Origin of the sequence: Psychrobacter sp. 219-2-C (assembly GCF_049560815.1) — a bacterium.
GTDB classification, from domain to species: domain Bacteria; phylum Pseudomonadota; class Gammaproteobacteria; order Pseudomonadales; family Moraxellaceae; genus Psychrobacter; species Psychrobacter faecalis.
On record NZ_CP186933.1, the window covers coordinates 1 to 23,960 of the forward strand.

General features: G+C 45.2%; 13 protein-coding genes, 4 tRNA genes and 3 rRNA genes. 11 read left to right on the top strand and 9 right to left on the bottom strand.

Annotated features, from left to right (window positions below; genetic code table 11):
* Positions 1-621: 621 nt before the first annotated feature.
* From ACPEGP_RS00020 to ACPEGP_RS00065, 10 genes are all read left to right on the top strand, one after another.
* Positions 622-2,160 (top strand): 16S ribosomal RNA (locus tag ACPEGP_RS00020).
* 76 nt (positions 2,161-2,236) lie between these two features.
* Positions 2,237-2,313: transfer RNA gene (locus ACPEGP_RS00025), tRNA-Ile, on the top strand.
* A gap of 9 nt (positions 2,314-2,322) precedes the next feature.
* A tRNA-Ala gene (locus ACPEGP_RS00030) sits at positions 2,323-2,398 on the top strand.
* Between the two features lie 354 nt (positions 2,399-2,752).
* Positions 2,753-5,614: ribosomal RNA gene (locus ACPEGP_RS00035) — 23S ribosomal RNA — on the top strand.
* A 118-nt stretch (positions 5,615-5,732) separates the two neighbouring features.
* Positions 5,733-5,847 (top strand): 5S ribosomal RNA (rrf, locus tag ACPEGP_RS00040).
* The 16S, 23S and 5S rRNA genes sit together here with 2 tRNA genes alongside, the layout of an rRNA operon.
* Before the next feature lie 155 nt (positions 5,848-6,002).
* Positions 6,003-6,410, top strand: a complete 408-nt coding sequence (locus ACPEGP_RS00045) for an OsmC family protein (RefSeq protein ID WP_286797617.1) — start codon at positions 6,003-6,005, stop codon at positions 6,408-6,410.
* Between the two features lie 23 nt (positions 6,411-6,433).
* Positions 6,434-6,898: a flavodoxin family protein gene (locus tag ACPEGP_RS00050; RefSeq protein WP_286797616.1), complete on the top strand. Its 465-nt coding sequence runs from the start codon at positions 6,434-6,436 to the stop codon at positions 6,896-6,898.
* 12 nt (positions 6,899-6,910) lie between these two features.
* A complete protein-coding gene (locus ACPEGP_RS00055) occupies positions 6,911-7,561 on the top strand; it encodes a DUF938 domain-containing protein (RefSeq protein ID WP_289048809.1) in 651 nt (216 codons plus the stop codon).
* 456 nt (positions 7,562-8,017) lie between these two features.
* Positions 8,018-10,105, top strand: a complete 2,088-nt coding sequence (locus ACPEGP_RS00060) for a catalase (RefSeq protein ID WP_423813554.1) — start codon at positions 8,018-8,020, stop codon at positions 10,103-10,105.
* 264 nt (positions 10,106-10,369) lie between these two features.
* A complete protein-coding gene (locus ACPEGP_RS00065; RefSeq protein ID WP_423813555.1) occupies positions 10,370-11,152 on the top strand; it encodes an MBL fold metallo-hydrolase in 783 nt (260 codons plus the stop codon).
* 99 nt (positions 11,153-11,251) lie between these two features.
* Here ACPEGP_RS00065 and ACPEGP_RS00070 read toward each other — a convergent pair.
* From ACPEGP_RS00070 to leuS, 7 genes are all read right to left on the bottom strand, one after another.
* Positions 11,252-11,327, bottom strand: a tRNA-Lys gene (locus ACPEGP_RS00070).
* 161 nt (positions 11,328-11,488) lie between these two features.
* Positions 11,489-11,564 (bottom strand) — tRNA-Lys (locus ACPEGP_RS00075).
* A 365-nt stretch (positions 11,565-11,929) separates the two neighbouring features.
* Positions 11,930-13,924 (bottom strand): MacB family efflux pump subunit, encoded by a 1,995-nt coding sequence (locus tag ACPEGP_RS00080; RefSeq protein WP_191692457.1) that lies wholly within the window; start codon positions 13,922-13,924, stop codon positions 11,930-11,932.
* Between the two features lie 100 nt (positions 13,925-14,024).
* The gene (locus ACPEGP_RS00085) at positions 14,025-15,422 is read right to left on the bottom strand and encodes an efflux RND transporter periplasmic adaptor subunit (protein WP_423813556.1); all 1,398 of its coding nucleotides are present in this window, start codon (positions 15,420-15,422) and stop codon (positions 14,025-14,027) included.
* A gap of 248 nt (positions 15,423-15,670) precedes the next feature.
* The gene (locus ACPEGP_RS00090) at positions 15,671-16,750 is read right to left on the bottom strand and encodes a DNA polymerase III subunit delta (RefSeq protein ID WP_423813557.1); all 1,080 of its coding nucleotides are present in this window, start codon (positions 16,748-16,750) and stop codon (positions 15,671-15,673) included.
* 153 nt (positions 16,751-16,903) lie between these two features.
* Positions 16,904-17,623, bottom strand: coding sequence for a hypothetical protein (locus tag ACPEGP_RS00095; protein WP_423813559.1), 720 nt, complete (start codon positions 17,621-17,623; stop codon positions 16,904-16,906).
* A gap of 97 nt (positions 17,624-17,720) precedes the next feature.
* On the bottom strand, positions 17,721-20,438 hold the full coding sequence (leuS, locus tag ACPEGP_RS00100; protein ID WP_423813560.1) for a leucine--tRNA ligase: 2,718 nt from the start codon (positions 20,436-20,438) through the stop codon (positions 17,721-17,723).
* A gap of 227 nt (positions 20,439-20,665) precedes the next feature.
* Between leuS and ACPEGP_RS00105 the strand changes: the two genes are divergently transcribed.
* Positions 20,666-21,037, top strand: a complete 372-nt coding sequence (locus tag ACPEGP_RS00105) for an arsenate reductase (RefSeq protein WP_423813561.1) — start codon at positions 20,666-20,668, stop codon at positions 21,035-21,037.
* Between the two features lie 81 nt (positions 21,038-21,118).
* On the opposite strand, the gene argB is transcribed toward ACPEGP_RS00105, so the two are convergent.
* Together argB and ACPEGP_RS00115 are read right to left on the bottom strand one after the other, a co-directional pair.
* Positions 21,119-22,030 carry an acetylglutamate kinase gene (argB, locus tag ACPEGP_RS00110; protein WP_191692460.1) on the bottom strand — a complete coding sequence of 304 codons (912 nt, stop codon included), beginning with the start codon at positions 22,028-22,030 and terminating at the stop codon, positions 21,119-21,121.
* A 109-nt stretch (positions 22,031-22,139) separates the two neighbouring features.
* The gene (locus ACPEGP_RS00115; RefSeq protein WP_423813562.1) at positions 22,140-23,888 is read right to left on the bottom strand and encodes a phosphomannomutase; all 1,749 of its coding nucleotides are present in this window, start codon (positions 23,886-23,888) and stop codon (positions 22,140-22,142) included.
* Positions 23,889-23,960 lie beyond the last annotated feature (72 nt).

The following is a 23,960-nucleotide window of genomic DNA, read 5'->3' on the forward strand; positions in this document are numbered from 1 at the left end:
TGACCCCCTACTAAAAGCGCGTATAATGCCACCCAGTCGAAAGGGAAGGCGGATTGGAGAAGTGGTTTACCACTTATTATTAATAGCGAAGCTATTAACTAATCATCCAACCTACTAAATTACTTTTAAAATAAAATAATTTACTTCTTGACTAATTAAAATAAGCGTCTATAATACGCACCTCATTAGGGAGAACCGGAGTTACTTATATGTGGATTTACATATAACAAACCTGGCTAACCTATTGAAACAAATTATAAAAAAGCTTGACAAACCAAATCATCATGATATGATAGTCGGCTCGCTAGATAGGATAAGTTCTTAACTTAGACTTACTAGCAAAGAGAAATACCCTATACAATCAACTACTGGACGACAGTAGCTTGACACTATTTAAAAGCATAACTAAAGAACAACTTGTGTGGATTTTTGCTGATTCAGAATGCTAAAAAATAAAGTTGGTTTTACTCTCTTTTCGGGAGTCATTCTAACTATAAAAATTATCATTTAAGACAGCAAGAAAACTCAAAGTTAATTCATTATATGAAACATACGAGAGCGTAATTGCCAGATTAAATGAGCCAAGTTTCGAAGTCTCTTTAAAGGACTTCATGCAAGATTAAACTGAAGAGTTTGATCATGGCTCAGATTGAACGCTGGCGGCAGGCTTAACACATGCAAGTCGAGCGGTAACAGGAGAAGCTTGCTTCTCGCTGACGAGCGGCGGACGGGTGAGTAATACTTAGGAATCTACCTAGTAGTGGGGGATAGCTCGGGGAAACTCGAATTAATACCGCATACGACCTACGGGAGAAAGGGGGCAACTTGTTGCTCTCGCTATTAGATGAGCCTAAGTCGGATTAGCTAGATGGTGGGGTAAAAGCCTACCATGGCGACGATCTGTAGCTGGTCTGAGAGGATGATCAGCCACACCGGGACTGAGACACGGCCCGGACTCCTACGGGAGGCAGCAGTGGGGAATATTGGACAATGGGGGCAACCCTGATCCAGCCATGCCGCGTGTGTGAAGAAGGCCTTTTGGTTGTAAAGCACTTTAAGCAGTGAAGAAGACTCCATGGTTAATACCCATGGACGATGACATTAGCTGCAGAATAAGCACCGGCTAACTCTGTGCCAGCAGCCGCGGTAATACAGAGGGTGCAAGCGTTAATCGGAATTACTGGGCGTAAAGCGAGCGTAGGTGGCTTGATAAGTCAGATGTGAAAGCCCCGGGCTTAACCTGGGAACGGCATCTGATACTGTTAGGCTAGAGTAGGTGAGAGGAAGGTAGAATTCCAGGTGTAGCGGTGAAATGCGTAGAGATCTGGAGGAATACCGATGGCGAAGGCAGCCTTCTGGCATCATACTGACACTGAGGTTCGAAAGCGTGGGTAGCAAACAGGATTAGATACCCTGGTAGTCCACGCCGTAAACGATGTCTACTAGTCGTTGGGTCCCTTGAGGACTTAGTGACGCAGCTAACGCAATAAGTAGACCGCCTGGGGAGTACGGCCGCAAGGTTAAAACTCAAATGAATTGACGGGGGCCCGCACAAGCGGTGGAGCATGTGGTTTAATTCGATGCAACGCGAAGAACCTTACCTGGTCTTGACATATCTAGAATCCTGCAGAGATGCGGGAGTGCCTTCGGGAATTAGAATACAGGTGCTGCATGGCTGTCGTCAGCTCGTGTCGTGAGATGTTGGGTTAAGTCCCGCAACGAGCGCAACCCTTGTCCTTAGTTACCAGCGGTTTGGCCGGGAACTCTAAGGATACTGCCAGTGACAAACTGGAGGAAGGCGGGGACGACGTCAAGTCATCATGGCCCTTACGACCAGGGCTACACACGTGCTACAATGGTAGGTACAGAGGGCAGCTACACAGCGATGTGATGCGAATCTCAAAAAGCCTATCGTAGTCCAGATTGGAGTCTGCAACTCGACTCCATGAAGTAGGAATCGCTAGTAATCGCGGATCAGAATGCCGCGGTGAATACGTTCCCGGGCCTTGTACACACCGCCCGTCACACCATGGGAGTTGATTGCACCAGAAGTGGTTAGCCTAACCTTTTAGGAAGGCGATCACCACGGTGTGGTTGATGACTGGGGTGAAGTCGTAACAAGGTAGCCGTAGGGGAACCTGCGGCTGGATCACCTCCTTATAGACAGCATTCGGTCAGCAAGAATTCACAACAAGTTGTTCTTTAGTTTAAGCTTACGTTTATACAAGCGTAATTTGGGTCTGTAGCTCAGCTGGTTAGAGCACCGTGTTGATAACGCGGGGGTCAGTGGTTCAAGTCCACTTAGACCCACCATTTATATATGGGGCCATAGCTCAGTTGGTAGAGCGCCTGCCTTGCACGCAGGAGGTCAACGGTTCGACTCCGTTTGGCTCCACCACTATAAACGCAGTGAGCTTTGAATGCTAATAAATGAATAGGTATCAAACAGAAACAAGTGATTCCAATATAGCGATATATTATCTGATTACTTCTTTCTGTTTTATACGGAAACTTACTACTCGACGAGAGAGTAAGAACTATTTAAAAACATAGATATGAGTCTGGGTTAGAGTGGCGTGTTCACGCGACACTCTAACCTTAAGAAATCCTCTTTTAACGACATTGTTTGTTATCCCAAAGAGGATTTCTTAAAAAAGTAAAGAGAACTGAATCAAGCGTAAACATAGGTGATATCGTTATCATAATTAGATTGTATGACACTTAGAAGTCGAAAGACTACTTGGGGTTGTATGGTCAAGTAATGAAGCGCACATGGTGGATGCCTTGGCAGTCAGAGGCGATGAAAGACGTGACAGCCTGCGATAAGCTTCGGGGAGGCGGCAATATCCTGTGATCCGGAGATTTCTGAATGGGGAAACCCACCTAGCATAAGCTAGGTATCTTATATTTATATAAGAGGCGAACGAGGGGAAGTGAAACATCTCAGTACCCTTAGGAATAGACATCAATTGAGATTCCCCTAGTAGCGGCGAGCGAACGGGGAGAAGCCGATTAGTACTAATGTAGAAGAACAGCGTGGGAAAGCTGACCGTAGTAGGTGATAGTCCTGTATTCGAAACATTAGCATTAACATATTAAGTAGAGCGGGGCACGAGAAATCCTGTTTGAAGATGGGGGGACCATCCTCCAAGGCTAAATACTCCTGACTGACCGATAGTGAACCAGTACCGTGAGGGAAAGGCGAAAAGAACCCCTGTGAGGGGAGTGAAATAGAACCTGAAACCGTGTGCGTACAAGCAGTGGGAGCCTTAATTTATTAGGGTGACCGCGTACCTTTTGTATAATGGGTCAGCGACTTATATTCTGTAGCAAGGTTAACCGTTTAGGGGAGCCGTAGGGAAACCGAGTCTTAATAGGGCGATTAGTTGCAGGGTATAGACCCGAAACCGAGTGATCTATCCATGAGCAGGTTGAAAGTGCCGTAACAGGCACCGGAGGACCGAACCCACTGTCGTTGAAAAGCCAGGGGATGACTTGTGGATAGGGGTGAAAGGCTAATCAAACTCGGTGATAGCTGGTTCTCCCCGAAAGCTATTTAGGTAGCGCCTCGGACGAACACCATTGGGGGTAGAGCACTGTTTCGGCTAGGGGGTCATACCGACTTACCAAACCGATGCAAACTCCGAATACCGATGAGTGATATCCGGGAGACACACAGTGGGTGCTAACGTCCATTGTGGAGAGGGAAACAACCCAGACCGCCAGCTAAGGCCCCAAATTCCTAGTTAAGTGGGAAACGAGGTGGGAAGGCATAGACAGCTAGGAGGTTGGCTTAGAAGCAGCCATCCTTTAAAGAAAGCGTAATAGCTCACTAGTCGAGTCGGCCCGCGCGGAAGATGTAACGGGGCTCAAACTAGGAGCCGAAGCTGCGGATTTGAATTTGTTTTCAAGTGGTAGGGGAGCGTTGTGTAAGCCTGTGAAGGTGTGTTGTAAAGCATGCTGGAGGTATCACAAGAGCGAATGCTGACGTGAGTAACGATAATGCGAGTGAAAAGCTCGCACGCCGGAAGATCAAGGGTTCCAGTCCAACGTTAATCGGGGCTGGGTGAGTCGACCCCTAAGGCGAGGCCGAAAGGCGTAGTCGATGGGAAATCGGTTAATATTCCGATACTTGTTTATAATGCGATGGAGGGACGGAGTAGGTTATGTCAGCCTGGCGTTGGTTGTCCAGGTGAAAGGATGTAGGCTTACAGTTTAGGCAAATCCGGACTGTAATACGGCTGAGATCTGATAGCAAGCGGTACTTGTACCGCGAAGTGGCAAATACCATGCTTCCAGGAAAAGCTTCTAAGCAATAGTTATAAACGAATCGTACCCTAAACCGACACAGGTGATCAGGTAGAGAATACCAAGGCGCTTGAGAGAACTCTGCTGAAGGAACTAGGCAAAATGGTACCGTAACTTCGGGAGAAGGTACGCTGCCGATGGTGATAGGACTTGCTCCTTGAGCTGTTGGCAGTCGCAGATACCAGGCTGCTGCAACTGTTTATTAAAAACACAGCACTCTGCAAACACGAAAGTGGACGTATAGGGTGTGATGTCTGCCCGGTGCTGGAAGGTTAATTGATGGGGTTAGCGTATGCGAAGCTCTTGATCGAAGCCCCAGTAAACGGCGGCCGTAACTATAACGGTCCTAAGGTAGCGAAATTCCTTGTCGGGTAAGTTCCGACCTGCACGAATGACATAATGATGGCAGCGCTGTCTCCAGCAGAGACTCAGTGAAATCGAAATCGCAGTGAAGATGCTGTGTACCCGCGGCTAGACGGAAAGACCCCGTGAACCTTTACTACAGCTTTACATTGAACTTTGACCTGACTTGTGCAGGATAGGTGGGAGGCTTTGAAGCCGAGACGCTAGTCTTGGTGGAGCCATCCTTGAAATACCACCCTGGTCATGTCGGGGTTCTAACTCAGGTATAACAATACCGAGGACAATGTATGGTGGGTAGTTTGACTGGGGCGGTCTCCTCCTAAAGAGTAACGGAGGAGTACGAAGGTGCGCTCAGAACGGTCGGAAATCGTTCATAGAGTATAAAGGCAAAAGCGCGCTTAACTGCGAGACCCACAAGTCGAGCAGGTACGAAAGTAGGTCTTAGTGATCCGGTGGTTCTGTATGGAAGGGCCATCGCTCAACGGATAAAAGGTACTCTGGGGATAACAGGCTGATACCGCCCAAGAGTTCATATCGACGGCGGTGTTTGGCACCTCGATGTCGGCTCATCTCATCCTAGGGCTGAAGCAGGTCCTAAGGGTATGGCTGTTCGCCATTTAAAGAGGTACGCGAGCTGGGTTTAGAACGTCGTGAGACAGTTCGGTCCCTATCTACCGTGGGCGTTGGAAATTTGAGAGGATCTGCTCCTAGTACGAGAGGACCAGAGTGGACGAACCACTGGTGTTCGGGTTGTCATGCCAATGGCATTGCCCGGTAGCTACGTTCGGATGGGATAACCGCTGAAAGCATCTAAGCGGGAAGCCCACCTCAAGATTAGATTTCCCTAAAGAGCCGTTCAAGACTAGGACGTTGATAGGCAGGGTGTGGAAGCACAGCGATGTGTGTAGCTAACCTGTACTAATTGCTCGTTTGGCTTGACCATACAACACCCAAGTGGTTTGTATCAAGTCTAATTATTTCGATATCACCTTAATCCTTGATTCAGTTGGATTAAGATGACACTAGTCATTAAACACACAGACTCATATCTAACCCCCTTTGCTGACGACAATAGCATGATGGCACCACCTGATCCCTTCCCGAACTCAGAAGTGAAACATCATCGCGCCAATGGTAGTGTGGCCCCGGCCATGTGAGAGTAGGTCATCGTCAGCTCTCTATTCCTAAAGCCCCCTTACGTGAATGCGTAAGGGGGTTTTCTTTTGTGTTGAGTAAAGTATCGATAGTAAATTGTATGATAGTTATTGTCACATGCTTTAGGTACACTACTGATATAGTGAATCTTCTCCTTAAGATAATAGGATAATAATATGACAACTTCAAAAGTAACCTATCAAGGTAACCTACGTACTACCGCCATCCATCTGCAGTCGAACAATGAAATCATTACCGATGCGCCGACTGATAATCAAGGTAAAGGTGAAGCGTTTTCACCGACTGATTTATTGGCAACCAGTTTAGCAAGTTGTATGCTGACGATTATCGGTATCAAAGCGCGTGATATGGAAATCGACATTGCAGGTACTACCGCTGAGGTGACTAAGATAATGGCTGCTGAGCCAAGACGTGTCAGTGAAATACATGTCGAGATCACTTTTAATCAAGAGTTAGATGACAAGACGCAAAAGATATTTTATAACACTGCGCTTACTTGTCCGGTTGCGAAAAGCATTCATCCTGATATCATTCAAAGAGTGACTATTAATACCAAAAACTAGTAACCTCTATAAAGGTGATTGAAATGGCTAGCAAAACCTTACTTATTGTCGCGCATGCGCCATCACCGAATACCAAAAAACTAGCGCAAGCAGCCTACGATGGTGCCAATCACACCGATATAGATATCAACGTCATACTTAAATATCCTCAAGATACGCAACCTGAAGATGTGTTGGCAGCCGATGCATTATTATTAGGCACGACTGAGAACTTGGCATATATGGCGGGGCTGACCAAAGACTTTTTTGATCGCTGTTATTATCCGGTGTTAGAGAAGAAGCAGGGCATGCCGTTTGCGCTGTATGTTCGCGCAGGTCATGATGGTACGGGTACCAAGCTTGCCATAAAGACCATTACCACTGGGTTGCGCTGGGAATGGATTCAAGAAGCGCTGATTTTACAAGGTGATTGGCAAGAGGTATTTACTGAGCAAGTCGAAGAGTTGGCGATGACACTGGCAGCTGGGGTAGAAGCGGGCATTTATTAATAAGGTGTTTTTATGGTTAAGGATAACTTAGGTAATATAATTTCTAATCTACCATTTTCTCAAGCTTGCGAAAATAATCAGCAGCCAATACTAGAAGTCTTACAGCAAGAGTTAAAAAATTCGCATCATGTCTTAGAAGTGGGTTCAGGAACGGGGCAGCATAGTGTCTATTTTGCGCCACGTTTGACGCATTTACACTGGCAGACCAGTGATGTGTACGCCAATCACGCCATTATCAATGCTTGGCATGCTGCGTATCCTGCCCCGAACTTATATGCGCCGCTAGGCTTTGACGTAGCATCTGATTCAATACCGATAAATAAGACTATCAATGCGCCTTACGATGCGGTATTTACCGCCAATACTCTGCATATTATGTCTTGGTCGCTGGTTACTCGATTATTTGAAACGGTTGGTGATATGCTACCTTTAGAGGGTAAGCTCATTATTTATGGGCCCTTTAACGAAAATGGCCGTTATAGCAGTGAAAGTAATCGTCAATTTGACTACAGTCTTCGGCAGCGTGATAGCAACAGCGGCATTCGTGCTTTAGAAGACATCACAGCAGTGGCAGAAAAACAGCATTTATTGCTAATAAATCGCTATAAAATGCCCGCCAATAATGAGATATTGGTTTTTCAGAAGAGCGCTGACATGCCGTAATATTTTAAAAGTATATTTTAAAAACTCACTGCTATCTTCTAAGTCATTCTAATCATATTTATCCGCTAAACTCTTAAAAATCTTTTTATAGCGTTTAGTCACCCTTCATACATATCTGCTCATCAGCTTTTTCTGTCTTTATTCTCATCATGATTTCACTATAAAAGCGTGTTTGCAAACAGACGTGATTTGGCTGATGCGTAACCAAAAATCAACACGCTTAACGATATATGTGACATACCTAGGGCAGATTTTGAGTAATATAATTGATGAGCTTATCGATGCTGTCATGACTTAATGTTTAACAGCATTCTCATCTATCAAGAAACAATCGCACTGAACACAGAAAATTAAACGACATGTGAAGTCAAAGCTATCTCTAAGGATATAAAACTGTGTTGGTGTTTATTTGGTGGGCTACCTGTAGTCCATTTTACTCATTAGCTAGGATATTTTATGAAGAAGAATATTGATCATACCGACCCCGCTAAAAATATGAATACCGAACGTGGTAATGGCGGCGAAACGCATCAGCGTGCTGATGGTGATACAAGAGCGATGACCACCCAGCAAGGTGTTGTTATTTCTGACAATCAAAACTCGCTTAGAGCCAATACTCGTGGCCCCACGTTATTAGAAGATTTTGTTTTACGCGAAAAAATTACGCATTTTGACCATGAGCGTATTCCTGAGCGTGTGGTGCATGCGCGTGGTAGTGCCGCCCATGGTTATTTTGAGCTGACCGAATCATTAGAAGAGTATACGACGGCGAAAATCCTTACCGAAACGGGTAAGCAGACACCTTTATTTACCCGTTTTTCTACCGTAGCGGGTAATAAGGGCTCAAAAGATACGCCACGAGACGTTCGTGGTTTTGCCGTAAAGATGTATACTGAAGAGGGTAATTGGGATTTAGTCAGTAACAATATGCCGATTTTCTTTATTCAAGATGCGATGAAATTCCCTGATTTGGTGCATGCAGTTAAGCCTGAGCCTGATCGTGGCTTCCCGCAGGCAGCCTCTGCCCACGATACCTTTTGGGATTTTGTTTCACTTAGCCCTGAGACCATGCACAATGTCATTTGGCTAATGAGTGACCGTGCGCTGCCGCGTAGCTTTAGTATGATGGAAGGCTTTGGTATCCATAGTTATCGCTTTATCAATAAAGATGGCAAGAGCACTTTTGTGCGTTTCCATTGGAAGCCGGTTAATGGCGTGCAGTCATTAATTTGGGATGAAGCCGTTAAAATCTCGGGCGCCGATCCCGATTATAATCGCCGCGATTTGTTTGAGTCGATCGAGCAAGGTTATTTCCCTGAGTGGCATCTTGGCGTTCAACTCTTTACTGAAGAAGAGGCAGCGACATTCCCATTTGACCATTTAGATGCGACTAAACTGATTCCTGAAGAGTTGGTTCCAGTAAAAATCGTTGGTAAAATGGTGCTAAACCGTTATCCAGATAACTTTTTTGCAGAAACGGAACAAGTAGCGTTTTGTCCATCGCACGTGCCACCGGGCATCGATTTTAGTAATGATCCATTGCTGCAAGGTCGACTGTTTAGTTACCTCGATACTCAGCTTTTCAGACTAGGGTCACCAAACTTTGCTCAAATTCCAATTAATGCGCCAAAATGTCCATTTGCCAATAATCAGCAAGACGGTTATATGCAAATGCACGTTCCGAAAACCAGAACGCTTTATGATCCGCAAAGCTTAGACCCTGATCGTCCGCGTGAAAACCCGAAAAAAGGTTTTGAGTCATTTCATGAGCAGTTAGATGATGGCGTTAAAGGTCGCGTACGCGCTGAAAGCTTCGCGGACCATTATAGTCAGCCGCGTATGTTTTACCGTAGCCAGACGCCAGCTGAACAAGCCCATATCGCTTCTGCCTATGCGTTTGAGCTCGGTAAAGTAGACACCCCTCATGTGCGAACTCGTATGCTCGGCCATTTAGTGAACATTGACGAAGATTTAGCAAATCGTGTGGCAATGGCATTAGGAATGAAGCTACCAGAAGCCATAGAGCCAGCAGCGCCAGTACAAGATTTGCCAACCTCTGAGCCGCTACAAACCATTGGCCGTACGCCAAAGAGTTTAAAGGCACGAATGATTGGTATTTTAGTCGCTGAAGGCTCAAAGCATAGTGAGATTAAGAAATTTGAAGAGGCGGCTATGGCAGAGGGCGCTCGCGTTAAGATTGTGGCACCAAATAAAGAAGTCACTTTAGATGATGGCACTATCATACAAGCCGATGAGCGTGTCGCTGGTGGTCCGTCAGTCATGTTTGATGCGGTGGTGAGTATCATCATGCCTGACCAAGCGAAGAAGCTGGTTAAAGACAGCGCAACGTTGGATTGGTTCAATGATGCTTATGTGCACTGTAAAGCGATTGCTTATTGCGGTGCGACCGATGAGTTTATCTTAAGCAAACTACCCGTTGAAAAAGATGCGTTTGTGACGCCACTCGCTGAGCTTGATAGCTTTATTGAAAATGCCAAATCACGCTTGTGGGAGCGTGAGCCAAAGGTACGTGACTTGGCTTAATTGACATTTAGCTTATTAACTCCCTCTTTTAATAATAAGGAACTCAGCCGCTGCGCTGGGTTTTTTATTGGGTAACGTTTTAAATATCCTATCAATACGTTATCAGCGATTTATCTCTAGTCACAAGCGTTCACTCAAAGACATTTATTTTAGTATAACGGGCGTTATACTAAAGGATAGGTTTTTATCGTATTAGCAATAAAATTAATAAATCATTTGTGAATAAATTATAGGAATGACAAGAAAAGCGGTCAAGGAAGATAAATGAGTTTATGTCAAATCGTACGTTTGGATGGCTATATTCAAAGTAGCTATCTGGCGGTTTATCCAGATAAATTAATGCTATTGGACGGCGGTTGTCGCCCTGATGTGGCGCTGGTGTTGGGTTATATTAAAGATACGCTAAAGCGTCCTATTACTGATTTAAAAGTAGTGGTCGTTACTCATATGCATCCAGATCATGCCGGCGGCGCGCATAAGCTTAGAAAAGCCACTGGTTGCTTGATTGTCTCGGCTGCTAGAGACACGCAGTGGTATAGCGGCATTGGCGGGCAAGTCATGCATTTGATTGATTTGGGTTTAGCTCACTATGTGGCCAAGCGACAAAGACGTCCTTTTAAAAGGCTTTGGTATCCGGCGCATTTACAGCCTGATTTGACGGTTAGTGATGGCGATACCGTACCGCATTTTGATGATTGGCAGGTATTTGAGACGCCAGGGCATACAGATCGTGATTTGTCTTTATTTCATCTGCCAAGTCGTCAAGTTTATACCGCCGATTTAATCATCAAGCTACGCCATAAATTTGTCGCGCCATTTCCTATTTATGATCCCAAAGTTTATATCAAGTCGCTACAAAAGGTAAAAGACTTACAACCGTCTAATGTCATGATGGCGCATGGCTGTGAGTTGGGTATCGATGCTGCCACTTTTGACAATCTAATTGCGCAAGCGCCTAAACATCGGCGCACCATTAAAGATACCATTAAGCATAAATTGCTTTGGCGCCAAGATGATGGCTTTAGCCTCCGTAAGCGTAAACGTTGAAAGCTAAAAACGTTTACGCTTACGGAGGCTAAAGCTTCACCAAAATAAAAAGCGCATAAAAAAAAGCCCAATCATTAAATGACTGGGCTTTCTTAAATATGGTGGGCCGACCGCGACTCGAACGCGGGACCAATTGATTAAAAGTCAACTGCTCTACCAACTGAGCTATCGGCCCTGAGAAGCGTTAAAAAATTGCATGACAATTTTAGCTTCGCAAGATAAATTCCCTTAAAGGGAAATTTATTTTATTAAAACTAGACATCAAAAACAATGTCTTTAAACTTATTACGCTACTACCGGATAGGGTAGCATACATGACAAGGATACTACTAAATATGGTGGGCCGACCGCGACTCGAACGCGGGACCAATTGATTAAAAGTCAACTGCTCTACCAACTGAGCTATCGGCCCTGAAGAGTGTATAAAAAAAGCACTGCTTTTTTAGCTCTACAAGAGAATCTTACTTATTAGGTAAAATTCTTAAAGCTTAATTTCTTTATTTATGGATTAACCAATAACAAAAGAGGCAATAAGCTTGTTTACCCGTTTAGATTATTTGTATCTCTAAACGTGAGAGCACATTATATATATAATTATGACAATTACAACCCCGAATGTTAAAAAAAGTGCAAATCTGTGTAAATTAATCCTATTTTTTTAAATTTAAGCGTTAATTGACTTTTAGAGACCTTAGGATTTTATAATAATTACGTTTTGAGAGCCATTTTCACCCTCGTTTTTTAACGCTACCCGTTAACTTTAATCATAAAATTATTCTAATCTCTAGATAGTGCTTCTACGGGATCTAATTTGGCAGCGTTACGAGCGGGCAAAAAGCCGAAAACAACCCCAATCAGCGTCGAGCAAATAAAGGCGGCAATAATAGATGTTGGTGAATAAATGACTTGGAAGCTGTCACCACCAACACGATTGATGATTTCACCGATGGCAAACGCCAGCCCAATCCCCAATAGTCCGCCTAAAATACAGACCAAAACGGCTTCAATGAGAAACTGCTGCATGATATCGCTTTGACGCGCTCCAACGGCCATACGTACGCCAATCTCATTGGTGCGTTCGGTCACTGATACCAGCATGATGTTCATGACGCCAATACCGCCGACGATTAGCGAGATAATAGCGATAGAAGATATCAGCAAGGTCATTGTTGCGGTGGTCGCTTCAATAGTTTGGCGAATCGAGTCTGAGTTACGGATGCGAAAATCATCGGTGCCATGCCGACCTATCATAAGCTCAGAGATAGCAGCTTCAGCGGCGGCAGAGGAGATATTGTTATCAATCAGCGCGACAAAGCTTTCAATATAAGCGCTGCCTATCAGCCGCGACATCATGGTGGTGTAGGGCATATAGAGCGTAGGCGAATCGACGCTACGACGAAAGCCGCCATCGTTTGGCTCTAAGACGCCAATAACGCGCCCAGGAACGCTGCCTATGAGTAAAACTTCACCAATCGGATTGGCGTTGTCGGGGAAAAAGGTTTTATTGGCATTGTCATCGATAATAATATCTTGAGTACGGCGCAGGATACTTTGTTCATCGAAACCTTGACCTAGGGCCAATTTTTCACCGCTGACATCAAGATAGTCTTTACCAACGCCGCTAATGCTAGCAGCTTCTTGGATATTACGATAGCGGACGTTCATGTTGCTATTGAGCTGCGGGCTGACACTGACCACATAAGGTTGGTCAGCGACCGCTTGAGCGTCTTGCGGGGTTAGATTGTCATCGTTGTACTGCCGCCTAGGGTCGCCGTAGGGGTAGCCATCGGTGACGGTGATGGTATTGGTACCTAAAGAGCTGATATTGGACAATATCTGCTCTTGTGAACCTTTACCGAGACCGACGACTGACACCACCGAAGCAATACCAATAATAATCCCTAACATCGTCAATAAGGTGCGCATTTTATGGGCGCGCATGGCCAGCAAGGACATTTTAAATGCTTCAAATAAGCGGTCGATAAAGCTGCTAAACGCGCTTTTACGGTGCTTATCTATGACAGCGGCTGGCTGTGGTTCTGCATGTTGATAATCGTCATTTTTATAATCAGCGATGATATAACCGTCTTTGATTTCGATAACACGCTCAGCTTGGGCGGCAAGGCTAGGGTCGTGGGTGACCATGATGATGGTATGACCTTGGGCGTTTAAATCTTTGAGGATTTGGACGACATCTTCGCCCGATTTACTATCAAGCGCACCCGTTGGCTCATCGGCTAAGATGATATCGCCGCCATTCATTAGTGCCCTTGCGATAGAGACACGCTGCTGCTGCCCACCTGAAAGCTGACTTGGACGATTATTTACCTTGTCGCCCAGTCCTAAGTCTGACAATAGCTTTTCGGCACGCTCGCTGCGTGCTTGCCCATCCATCCCCGCATAGACTGCTGGTACAGAAACGTTGTCGCGGGCGTTGATGTCACCCAATAAATGATAGCGCTGAAAAATAAAACCAAAGTGCTCACGGCGTAGTTTTGCCAGCTCATCGGCATCTAGGCGACTGACCGATTGACCAAATATTTTATAGTCGCCCGCCGTCGCTTGATCTAAGCATCCCAAGATATTCATCAAGGTGGATTTGCCTGAGCCCGATTGACCAATGATAGCGACCATCTCACCTTGATTGATGGTCAAATTGATATCATGTAAGACGCGAATGGTCTGCTCGCCAGCTGGAAATTCTCTAATCAAGCCTTTGACTTCCATCAAAGGCTGATCAGTGGCATTAAGCGTCGGGTGTTGATTACTCATTTGCTATCCTGCTTATCTCAAATCTTAAGTCATTATCAAAGCCAAAGCTAATGTACTGTTGGCATCGATTTATTTAAATATTCTTAGCAAACTTTAAATACTAGAAGGGTCGACCGCCTCCGCCACCTTTACTGCCTTTGCCTTTATCAGCACCTTCCTCGCTTAATATAACTTCATCACCTTCTTTTAGACCGCTTAATATTTCCGCATTAACTCGGTTATTGATACCGACTTTGACCGTTTGTTCAACGACTTCACCATCGGCTTTAAGGACACGTACCATCGCCATGGTTGCACCAGAGTCATTATCTGGGTGAGAGTTATTATCACCACTTGCGGCAGTATTAGCAGTAGCTGCGCCCTTTTTAGCATTGCCAGACTTGCGAGATTTACCGGCAGGCTGTAGGGCAGCAGAAGGAATAAGTAGCGCGTCTTTTGCTTGGTTGATGACGATATAAACTTGCGCGGTCATATCGATACGAAAGCGGCGCTCGGTATTAGGGACTTCAATATAACCGACATAGTAGATAGCGGCATCGGTCGAGCTGGTGTCGCTGATTTTCTCAGGAGCGGGTTCGATTGCTTTGAGGGTCGCGTCGTATTTTTGGTCGGGATTGCCGATGATATTAAAATAAACGGGCAAGCCTGCTTTGACGTTAATAACGTCGGCTTCAGAGATTTGCGCATTGATACGCACGGTGGATAAATCCGCTAAGGTAACGATGGTTGGCGCAGTCTGATTGGCGTTGACCGTCGTCCCTTGCTCAGTGGTCACCGATACCACTGTTCCTGACATCGGCGCACGGATGGTGGTATAGCTTAAATCTTCCTGCGCAGTGCTAACGTTGGTTTGAGATTTACGTAATGCTGCCTGTTGGCTGTTGATATTGGCCTCAGTTGTTGCAATCGCTGCTTTTGCGGTATCGATAGCAGCGCGGGCATTGGCGACTGATGCTTGTGCGGTGGCAACTTTGGTCGCTTGCGTATCGTAATCTTGCTGTGATATGGCATCGATAGCCAGTAAACCTTGCAAGCGTGAGAAATCTGCTTGTGCTTGCTTTAATTCAGCTTGACGGCTGGCAAGATCCGCTTGCGCACTTTTTAGACTCGCTTGACGGCTTAGCGACTCGGCACGCGCGCTTTGTAACGCCGCTTCACTTTGCTCGAGGCTCGCTTGCTCATTACTTAAATTATTCTTTTGCGTCACCTGATCAATCTGCGCAATTAAATCGCCTTTTTTGACTTCATCGCCGACGTCGACAAACAGCCGCGTCACTTCACCAGATACCTGCGCACCCACATCGACGGTATTTAACGCCTTTACTTTACCCGATGCCATGACGTTATTTTCGATATCGCCAATCTCAGCGGTCGCCGTTAGATAGTTGGGTGTGGTGTCTTTTGGTTTAAAGGTTTTGTAGGCTAAAGCCCCTAAAGCTACGATGACAAGGGCAATGACGCCCCATTTAATAGCAGACTTTTTGCTCATTTTGCGCATGACAACAATCCAATCACAGTTAAATCAAGTGTAGCTATAGTAGAGGCTTGGCGACCAAAAGGGAATGGCAATTAGTTTGCGAAACGTTAAGAGGAAGAATTGTAACGGTAATAACTATTAAATTTTAAACAAAAAAATAACCCTATACAGAGGGTTAAATAAGAAAAAATGATGAGTTGTTTAATAATAAATGCTTTAGATGATGACGCGGGACAGGAAGACGTTTTTTTGCTTGCTTGCCTGATAGTCTAATGGGCTTTAAACAGACGTTGCCCTGATAGCTCAAGCGCTGCTTGTAATAATAACTCCCACGCTGGTTGGCGCACCAAGCCTTTAATCGCTTGGTCACATTTATAAAGCAGGGCAGGCCAAGTGGCCGTTTGAGCTTTTGAGTGGCGGCGGCAGGCTTGTTGGTATAAGCTTTGCTTACTACGCCAAATGCCAAGCGCTTGCGGGTCTTGTCCATCCATTAGTTGCATAATCTGGCGCATGTCTTTACTAATCGCCCATAAAACCAAAGTGGTTGGTTCATCAGTGGCTTTAAGTTGAAAGATAATTTTGGCAACTTGGGCGCTATTGCCAGCAAGCATGGCATCGGATAAATCGAACACACTAAACTGCGCATCACTGACCAATGCCGCTTGTAAATCATTAATATCTAATGCCACGTTTGTCAGAGGCTGGCTAGAAGGGTTTTCATGACTAGTATTTTTACTATCAACCTCTGCCATCAATTGCGGCGCAAATAAATACGATAGCCGCCACAAGGTTTGATAGGCACTAAGCAGATGATGTTCGGTATGTGACATCAAGAGTTGCCAAGCTTCTTGCGATAAGGTTAAGCCAAACTGCTGGGCTTGTATCTGCAATAACTGCTGGCGCTGCTGCTCGTTATACAAATTGCAATCGATAATATGACCATATTGCGCAAACGGTGCAAACCATTTGCTGGTCTGCGCGCGTTTGTCTTGCTTTGGTGTGAGCCATAACAAGCTATGGCTATGCGCCCCTGTCTGCGCATCGATGGCAAAACGTTCAAGCTCGGCAATAACGGCTTTATCAGGTTTATGGTTGCCTGTTACGATAAGCGCACTTGCATCATCGAATAAAGACTGACTGACAAGCTCTGACAACACTTCTTGCCAACTCTTCACTGATACCAGCTCGATACGCTTAATAGCGTAATTCTGTGCGCGCCAATGCGGACGCAGCGCATCGATAAGCCATTGACTGAGTAACGGCTCATCACCGTGCGCCAGCCACAAGCCCGCTACTGCAACGGATGGTTGTAGTAGTTTTGGATAAGCTTGTATAAAGGTATCTTGCATAGAGAGAATGACACAAGGTTATGAATAGGGGAGTAAAGCTGCCTTTATTGAAAAATGCTTTAAACAAAAAAGCGTTTAACTCAAAGCATATAAATATAGGCAGTTTTAATAAGGATGTTTTTAAAAATTAATTTTAAAAATAAAAAACTAACATTAAGATTTTGGTGCTATCACGGCAGTAGATACTGGGCCTTTACCATTTTGCATAGCTGATTTGGTGCTATTAGGCGCAACTTTAGGTAGAGCAATTGCCACATATTGATCGGTAATTCGGCGTGCTAAACTATCGTAAAGCCAATCACGAATTTGGTCGCCTTGCTGATCATCGGTACTTACCGAGGCTTCGTTATACTGGTAGCTACGCTCAACTTGGATAGGGTTGGTCAGTGTCACAGGTTTGCCATTTTCTACACTTTGATAGCTAACATCAGCTGACATCACCAAGCGAATCTCTGTTAAGACGCCAACTAGCTCATAACGTTTAAAGCGGACATTGTTCACGGTAATTGCCGCAATAGGTTCAGCGCCCGCTTTTTGGTTATTGTTAGCCACATCTGCCAAGGTCATGTTATCAATCACCTCGACACCCAAGGCGTTTAAGCGACTGACGAGGGGCAGTTTTAGCGGAAACGAGGTGCGATTGTCTTCGATAATCACTGCGGTTTTGTTGACGTCAAACAACATCGGCGCATCATAGCCGCGTAGCTGAAAGCCGCAACCGCTAAGACTAACACCTACGCCCAATACCGCAAACATTGGCAAAGCTGTCAGTAACATCGTTGCCAGTTTTTGCGCGCTTGATTTATGAGTCATGGTGCTTTGTCCGTCTGATTTTGCTTGCTGTGCCTGCAAAGCTCGGTGTTGATACGACATAATCGCTATCCTTATTTTGATAAGAAGACCCAAGAAAGAGAGTTTGAAAACGCCATGATTGAAGTCGCAGCGTTTAAAAACTTAATCCTTAAAAGGTCTAGCCTGCCACCACGATATTAACCAGTTTATTCGGTACGACGATTTCTTTTTTGATCTCACCAGTAAGGAATTTTGCCACGCCTTCAAGCGCTTTTGCTTGCGCTTTCAGCTGCTCAGGATCGCTATTAGGTGCGACATCCATTTTACCGCGCATTTTACCGTTCACCTGCACCACCATCGTAATCATATCTTGCACGAGAGCGCTTGTATCGACTTCTGGATAGCTTAGGGTGACGGTATCCATGCCCAATTGCTCAAGCAAATGCTCACCGATGTGCGGCGCGTATACCGAGAGGATAATCAATAAATCAATCAAAGCTTCATGCTGTACTTGTAGGTCTTGCTCACTGTTTGCTTTGAAGTTAGCAAGCTCGTTAGCAAGCTCCATTAGGCTAGAAACTGGCGTATTGAGTGCTAAACGTTTACCCAAATCACTGTCAATCTTGCCAATGGTTTCATGGGTTTTACGGCGTAGAGCTTTGGCTTCTTTGCTTAAGTTATCCGTATTGAGTGCTGCATTATTAATCTGCTCAAGGCTTAAATTGGCAGCAGTCAGTGCCTGCATGTGCTCGGTCGCAATGCGCCAAACTTTTTTAACAAAGTTATAAGGGCCTTTTAGCGCATCATCTGACCATTCAAGGGTTTGGTCGGCAGGAGCCGTAAATAGCGTATATAAACGAACGGTATCCGCGCCATATTTATCAATGGTAAGTTGTGGGTCGACGCCGTTGTTTTTTGACTTCGACATTTTTTCGATTTTACCAATCGTCACTGGCTGACCGTCAGATTTCAAAGTCGCTTTAATCGGCTGACCGCGCTCGTTATAGTCGATATCGATGTCTTCGGTGAAGTAATAAGTGGTACTGCCATCGGCATTGACGCGGTAGAAAGTACCAGCAAGTACCATACCTTGGGTCATCAGATTGGCAAATGGCTCATCGCCTGATACCAAGTTTTCATCGCGCATGAGCTTATGGAAGAAGCGGGCATAAAGCAGATGCATAACCGCATGCTCGACACCGCCGATATATTGGTCGACCGGCAACCATTTATTGGCAGCAGATTTGTTGACCATGTTGGTTGTATCGTGCGGACTGGCAAAGCGCGCATAGTACCAGCTTGATTCGACAAAGGTGTCAAAGGTATCGGTTTCGCGCTCAGCAGGATTGCCACATTTAGGACAAGTGGTATTGACAAATTCTGGGATATTTTTTAGTGGATTACCACGACCGTCGGGGACGACGTCCGTTGGTAGCACCACTGGCAAATCTTGCTCTTCAACCGGCACCGTACCGCAATGCTCACAGTTGACCATGGGGATAGGACAGCCCCAATAGCGCTGGCGAGAAACACCCCAATCGCGCAGACGGTATTGGATTTTTTTCTTGGCAAGCTGTTGCGGTTCAAGCTTCGCTAGCATGGCTTCAAACGCTTGCTCGAAGTCCATACCATCAAATTCGCCTGAATTGACTAAGGTATTGCGCTCGGTATAAGCGCGGTTACTTTGCGTATTATTGGCTTTGGCATCGGCTTCTACTTGATCTAAAAAGCCAGCAGGAATGTCAATCACTTGTTTAATAGGCAAATTGTATTTAGTCGCAAACTCGTAATCGCGCTCGTCATGGGCAGGGACCGCCATCACCGCACCCGAGCCATAGCTCATCAGTACATAGTTGGCAACCCATACTGGCACTTCTTCGCCAGTTAAAGGATGAGTGACGGTCAGACCAGTATCCATGCCAATTTTTTCAGCTTTAGCCAAATCTGCTTCAGCAACTGAGCCTTTTTTACACAGCGCATTAAACTGGGCAATCGCCTCATCTTGTTCAGCAGCATATTGTGCCAATGGATGCTCGGCCGCAACGGCGACATAGGTGACGCCCATCAAGGTATCAGGACGCGTCGTGAACACATCTAAGGTATTGGTTTCGCCTGCCAGCTCATAAGGGAAATGGACTTCCATACCGGCACTACGACCAATCCAATTGCGCTGCATGGTCAGTACTTCAGATGGCCAGTGACCTTCTAGTTGATCTAAATCATCAAGCAGCTCATCGGCATAATCGGTGATGTTGAAGTAATACATCGGGATATCGCGCTTTTCGACCATTGCGCCACTACGCCAGCCTTTACCGTCAATGACTTGCTCATTGGCTAAGACGGTATTGTCGACTGGATCCCAGTTGACGGTGGCAAGCTTTTTATAAACCAAGCCTTTTTTGTATAACTGCAAAAATAACCACTGCTCCCACTGATAATACTCAGGGCTACAAGTAGCAAATTCGCGTGACCAATCAATCGATAAGCCAAGCAATTTAAGCTGCGCGCGCATGCTATCAATATTGGCAAACGTCCATTTAGCAGGCGGCGTCTGATTGGCAATCGCTGCGTTTTCTGCTGGCAGACCAAAACCATCCCAGCCCATTGGCTGCATGACCTCATAGCCTTTTAGGCGATAATAACGGCTCAGTACATCAGAGATGGTATAGTTACGCACGTGACCCATATGCAGCTTACCGCTTGGGTAAGGGAACATCGACAGCATATAGCGACTTGGCTTGTCACTTGGCTCATTACTGACTTCAAAGCGCTTGTCAGTTGCCCATTTGGCTTGCTGCGCCGCTTCGATGAGTTGCGGCTGATACTGGGCGTTATCGATAGAAGTATTATTGGTATGGGTAGTATTAGCAGTTTCTGCTGTCACGGCGTTGCTCATAGTTGGCTCGGAATAGGTTATTACAGATAAATTGGGTAAAATTTTACAATGCCATAGCATAGCGTAATTTGGCAAAAATTGCGACGATATGATAGAGCGTTTACTCACCGTAAAGGTGATAAATCTGCAAAGTGAATACGCTTATGATTGTTTTCGTTGTCATAAACCAAATGCTCATCACTGTTAGGTATAATAAACAAAATAATGATCATTGATTTGGAGTTTTTATGACCATCACTATTTACGGTATCAAATCTTGTAGCACCATGAAAAAGGCTTTTACCAAACTTGATGAGCTAGGCGTTAACTACGATTTTCATGACTATAAAAAACAAGGCATTGATAAGGAAAGCGTACAGCGTTGGGTAAACGAGCTTGGTATCGATAAAGTTCTAAATAAACGCGGCACCACTTGGCGTAAGCTCACCGATGAGCAAAAACAAGCGGCCGATAGCGATGTGGATAACGCCATTGATTTGCTGATAGAAAATACCAGTATGATTAAGCGTCCGATCGTTGAAGGTCAACTGGCAGATAAAATTCAGCCGATACTGTTATGCGGTTTTGATGAAGATGAGTTTGATAAAGCTTTTTCGTAAGGTAGGTTTTTAAACAAGCACTAAAGTCCGAACTTAAATGTTAAGCTCGGGCTTTTGTATACTAAAAATTATCACAGCTCGCTAGCTCATTGATGAATCTAAGTCACGGCTAATCAAGGTGCCGACGCCTTCGTTGGTGAAAATCTCGAGCAGCGTGGCATGTGGCACACGACCATCGACAATAACCGCGCTTTTTACGCCGCTACGTACCGCGTCAAGCGCGCATTGAATCTTAGGAATCATTCCACCTGAGATAATACCATCTTCAATAAGACCATCGACTTTCTTTGGCGTCAAGCCAGTGACCACTTCACCATCACGGCCCAACACGCCTTTAATGTTGGTTAGGAGCATCAGCTTTTCTGCTTGCAAGAATTCTGCGACTTTACCAGCGACCAAATCGGCATTGATATTATAAGTATTGCCCTCAGAATCGACCCCAAGCGGCGCGATAACAGGGATAAAATCAGAGGCAATCAGCATATTAATCACGTCTTTATTAACGCTGACCACATCACCGACAAAGCCTAAATCAACGGGAACTGCCACGCCATCTGCGCCGATTTTTTCCATCATTAGCTTTTTAGCTAAGATTAAATTGGCGTCTTTACCCGTCAGACCAATCGCGCGCCCACCATGCTTGTTGATTAAGCTAACGATAGACTTATTGACGCTACCGCCCAATACCATCTCAACGATATCCATCGTGCTTTTGTCAGTCACGCGCATGCCGTCGATACGATCAGATTGACGACCAAGCTCTTTTAACAAGTTATCGACTTGTGGACCACCGCCGTGTACGACCACAGGATGCATACCAACGGTTTTTAATAACACGATATCACGGGCAAACGAGCTTTCAAGCGCAGGATCGGTCATGGCATTGCCGCCGTATTTGACGACGATGAGCTTATCAACAAAGCGTTGAATATAAGGCAGCGCCGTGGTTAATACTTCAGCGGTAATTTTGGCTTCATCCAAATTAAGCGTCATGACAAGCTCCTAAAAGATAGGGTTAAGCGGTGGATTGATTGAAAGTTTTTGTTTCTCTTTGGCGCTCTCTAATAAGACGTTTTCTAATAAAGTTAAGGTTAAATAATACCTATTCAGCAACAATAGCCAAGATTTGCATTGCTAGCGTCTTATTAAAGGGGCGGCATAAAGCGGCAAATCTCGTTTGAATATCGATAAGGTCGCCGATGCTATCACCAGCAAAGCGCACGGTCAGATTTTGACTGGTATTTGATTGGCGCAATACGCCAAACCCGCGCGCAAAATCTAAGCGCACGCCATCGATACAGCTAAGCTTGGTGCCCACGGGCAATAAGGCTTGCGCCTGCTCTAAAGTAGTAGATTGGCTTTGCTGCGAGCACGTACAAAGTGACGGCGCACAAGCAACGACAGTTTGCGGGTCTAGTTGCTCAATAATGGCAGTTGATGTCGCATGAACCAATTGTTGTAAATACTGACAAAATCTTGCCAGTTGCTGCACAATAGAGCAGTCGTTAGCTATGGTTTTTGGTAGCGGTAAATAATGGTCCGCTGTACTAACGATAACGGGTAAACCTTTAACAATATTGGCTAGGCTTTTTGTGCGAGTTGGCTCAGTGCGTTGAGGTTTTGCCAACCAATGCAGCAATCGTAACGCCGCATACATGGCGTCATCGTAAAGTATAAAGCGGCTATCATTAAAAATAAAATGCCCAGATAGCTCACCAGCAAAAATTATTTGACCGTCAGACTGCTGCATTTGTTGGCGCATGAGGCTGCTGCCAGTTTTACTAAGCACAGGCGTAGCACCAAGTTCAGTGATGAGTTTTGGCAGATGATGACAGCATTTAATATCAAACAGCACGTGCGCGTATGGTGACGATGTCTTTAATATTTGTGGACGCTCAATAACCGCTATTTTTGCTAATAGATAAAGCAGGTGGTCAGGAGTGACGACTTTGCCCCGATTATCGACCACCATTAACCGATCGCCATCACCATCAAAGGCAATACCTATATCTGCCTGATGAAAAAGTACGCTTTGCTGTAACTTCTTAAGACGCTGTGGCTCAGTCGGGTCCGGATTGCCAGTAGGAAAATTACCGTCTGGCGTATCATTCAGCATGATGACATTTTGGCAAAAACGTGCAAATAAAGGCTGGGCGATATTGCTGGTAGCGCCATGCATACAATCAATGACTACCACTAAATCAAGTTTAAAGGAGGGTGGTTGGCTATCTTCTGCGTTCTGGCTATTTGACTGATTGTCACGTTGATCGATTTGCTTAAAGACTTGCGTAATAGCGTCGCTATAAGCGCTTGTGACTTGATTAGCAGGTAACTGCTGTTGTTTATAACGCACAGGCTGGTCATTGGTTTTTACAGACGAATTTTGCGAATTATAACTAGCTAGTTGTTGATATAACGTTTGAATATCGGCGCTACTAGGCGAGATATGATTGACGAGCCATTTCACTCCTAAAATATCTTTAGCAGAATGGCTGGCAGTGACAATAATGCCATGCCCCTGATATTGCTCCGCCCAAAAAATCATCATTGGCGTGGTAACAAGTCCTAGTTGGATGACTTGTAGACCATGCTGAGACAAGATATCAGCAAATATTTGCGCAATGGTATCGCTATCACAGCGCACATCATGACCAACAACGACAATGGTTCTTTCGTTAGTGCTTTGGCTACTACTTTCGTCAATGTTTTCGCTATGAATATTTGGCTGAACTTGATAAAGATACGCAAAAGCATTTCCCAAGGCATGAATAAAATCATCGGTAAACTGCTGGCGCGACCCACGAATATCATAAGCACGAAATAAGGAGTGCTGCGCAGCAAAAGACGGCATCGCTTACTCTCCTTATAGTCGTGATAAATGGGCTAGTAGTGAATGAAAAATCGCTGATTATTTTTATTGCTG

Excerpts from the sequence above, each read along its gene's own strand:
- ACPEGP_RS00115 (WP_423813562.1), bottom strand. The coding sequence starts at position 23,888 with ATGCCGTCTTTTGCTGCGCAGCACTCCTTATTTCGTGCTTATGATATT.
- ACPEGP_RS00090 (WP_423813557.1), bottom strand. The coding sequence starts at position 16,750 with ATGCAAGATACCTTTATACAAGCTTATCCAAAACTACTACAACCATCC.
- argB (WP_191692460.1), bottom strand. The coding sequence starts at position 22,030 with ATGACGCTTAATTTGGATGAAGCCAAAATTACCGCTGAAGTATTAACC.
- ACPEGP_RS00085 (WP_423813556.1), bottom strand. The coding sequence starts at position 15,422 with ATGCGCAAAATGAGCAAAAAGTCTGCTATTAAATGGGGCGTCATTGCC.
- ACPEGP_RS00045 (WP_286797617.1), top strand. The coding sequence starts at position 6,003 with ATGACAACTTCAAAAGTAACCTATCAAGGTAACCTACGTACTACCGCC.
- ACPEGP_RS00050 (WP_286797616.1), top strand. The coding sequence starts at position 6,434 with ATGGCTAGCAAAACCTTACTTATTGTCGCGCATGCGCCATCACCGAAT.
- ACPEGP_RS00055 (WP_289048809.1), top strand. The coding sequence starts at position 6,911 with ATGGTTAAGGATAACTTAGGTAATATAATTTCTAATCTACCATTTTCT.
- ACPEGP_RS00060 (WP_423813554.1), top strand. The coding sequence starts at position 8,018 with ATGAAGAAGAATATTGATCATACCGACCCCGCTAAAAATATGAATACC.
- ACPEGP_RS00095 (WP_423813559.1), bottom strand. The coding sequence starts at position 17,623 with ATGTCGTATCAACACCGAGCTTTGCAGGCACAGCAAGCAAAATCAGAC.
- ACPEGP_RS00105 (WP_423813561.1), top strand. The coding sequence starts at position 20,666 with ATGACCATCACTATTTACGGTATCAAATCTTGTAGCACCATGAAAAAG.
- ACPEGP_RS00080 (WP_191692457.1), bottom strand. The coding sequence starts at position 13,924 with ATGAGTAATCAACACCCGACGCTTAATGCCACTGATCAGCCTTTGATG.
- ACPEGP_RS00065 (WP_423813555.1), top strand. The coding sequence starts at position 10,370 with ATGAGTTTATGTCAAATCGTACGTTTGGATGGCTATATTCAAAGTAGC.
- leuS (WP_423813560.1), bottom strand. The coding sequence starts at position 20,438 with ATGAGCAACGCCGTGACAGCAGAAACTGCTAATACTACCCATACCAAT.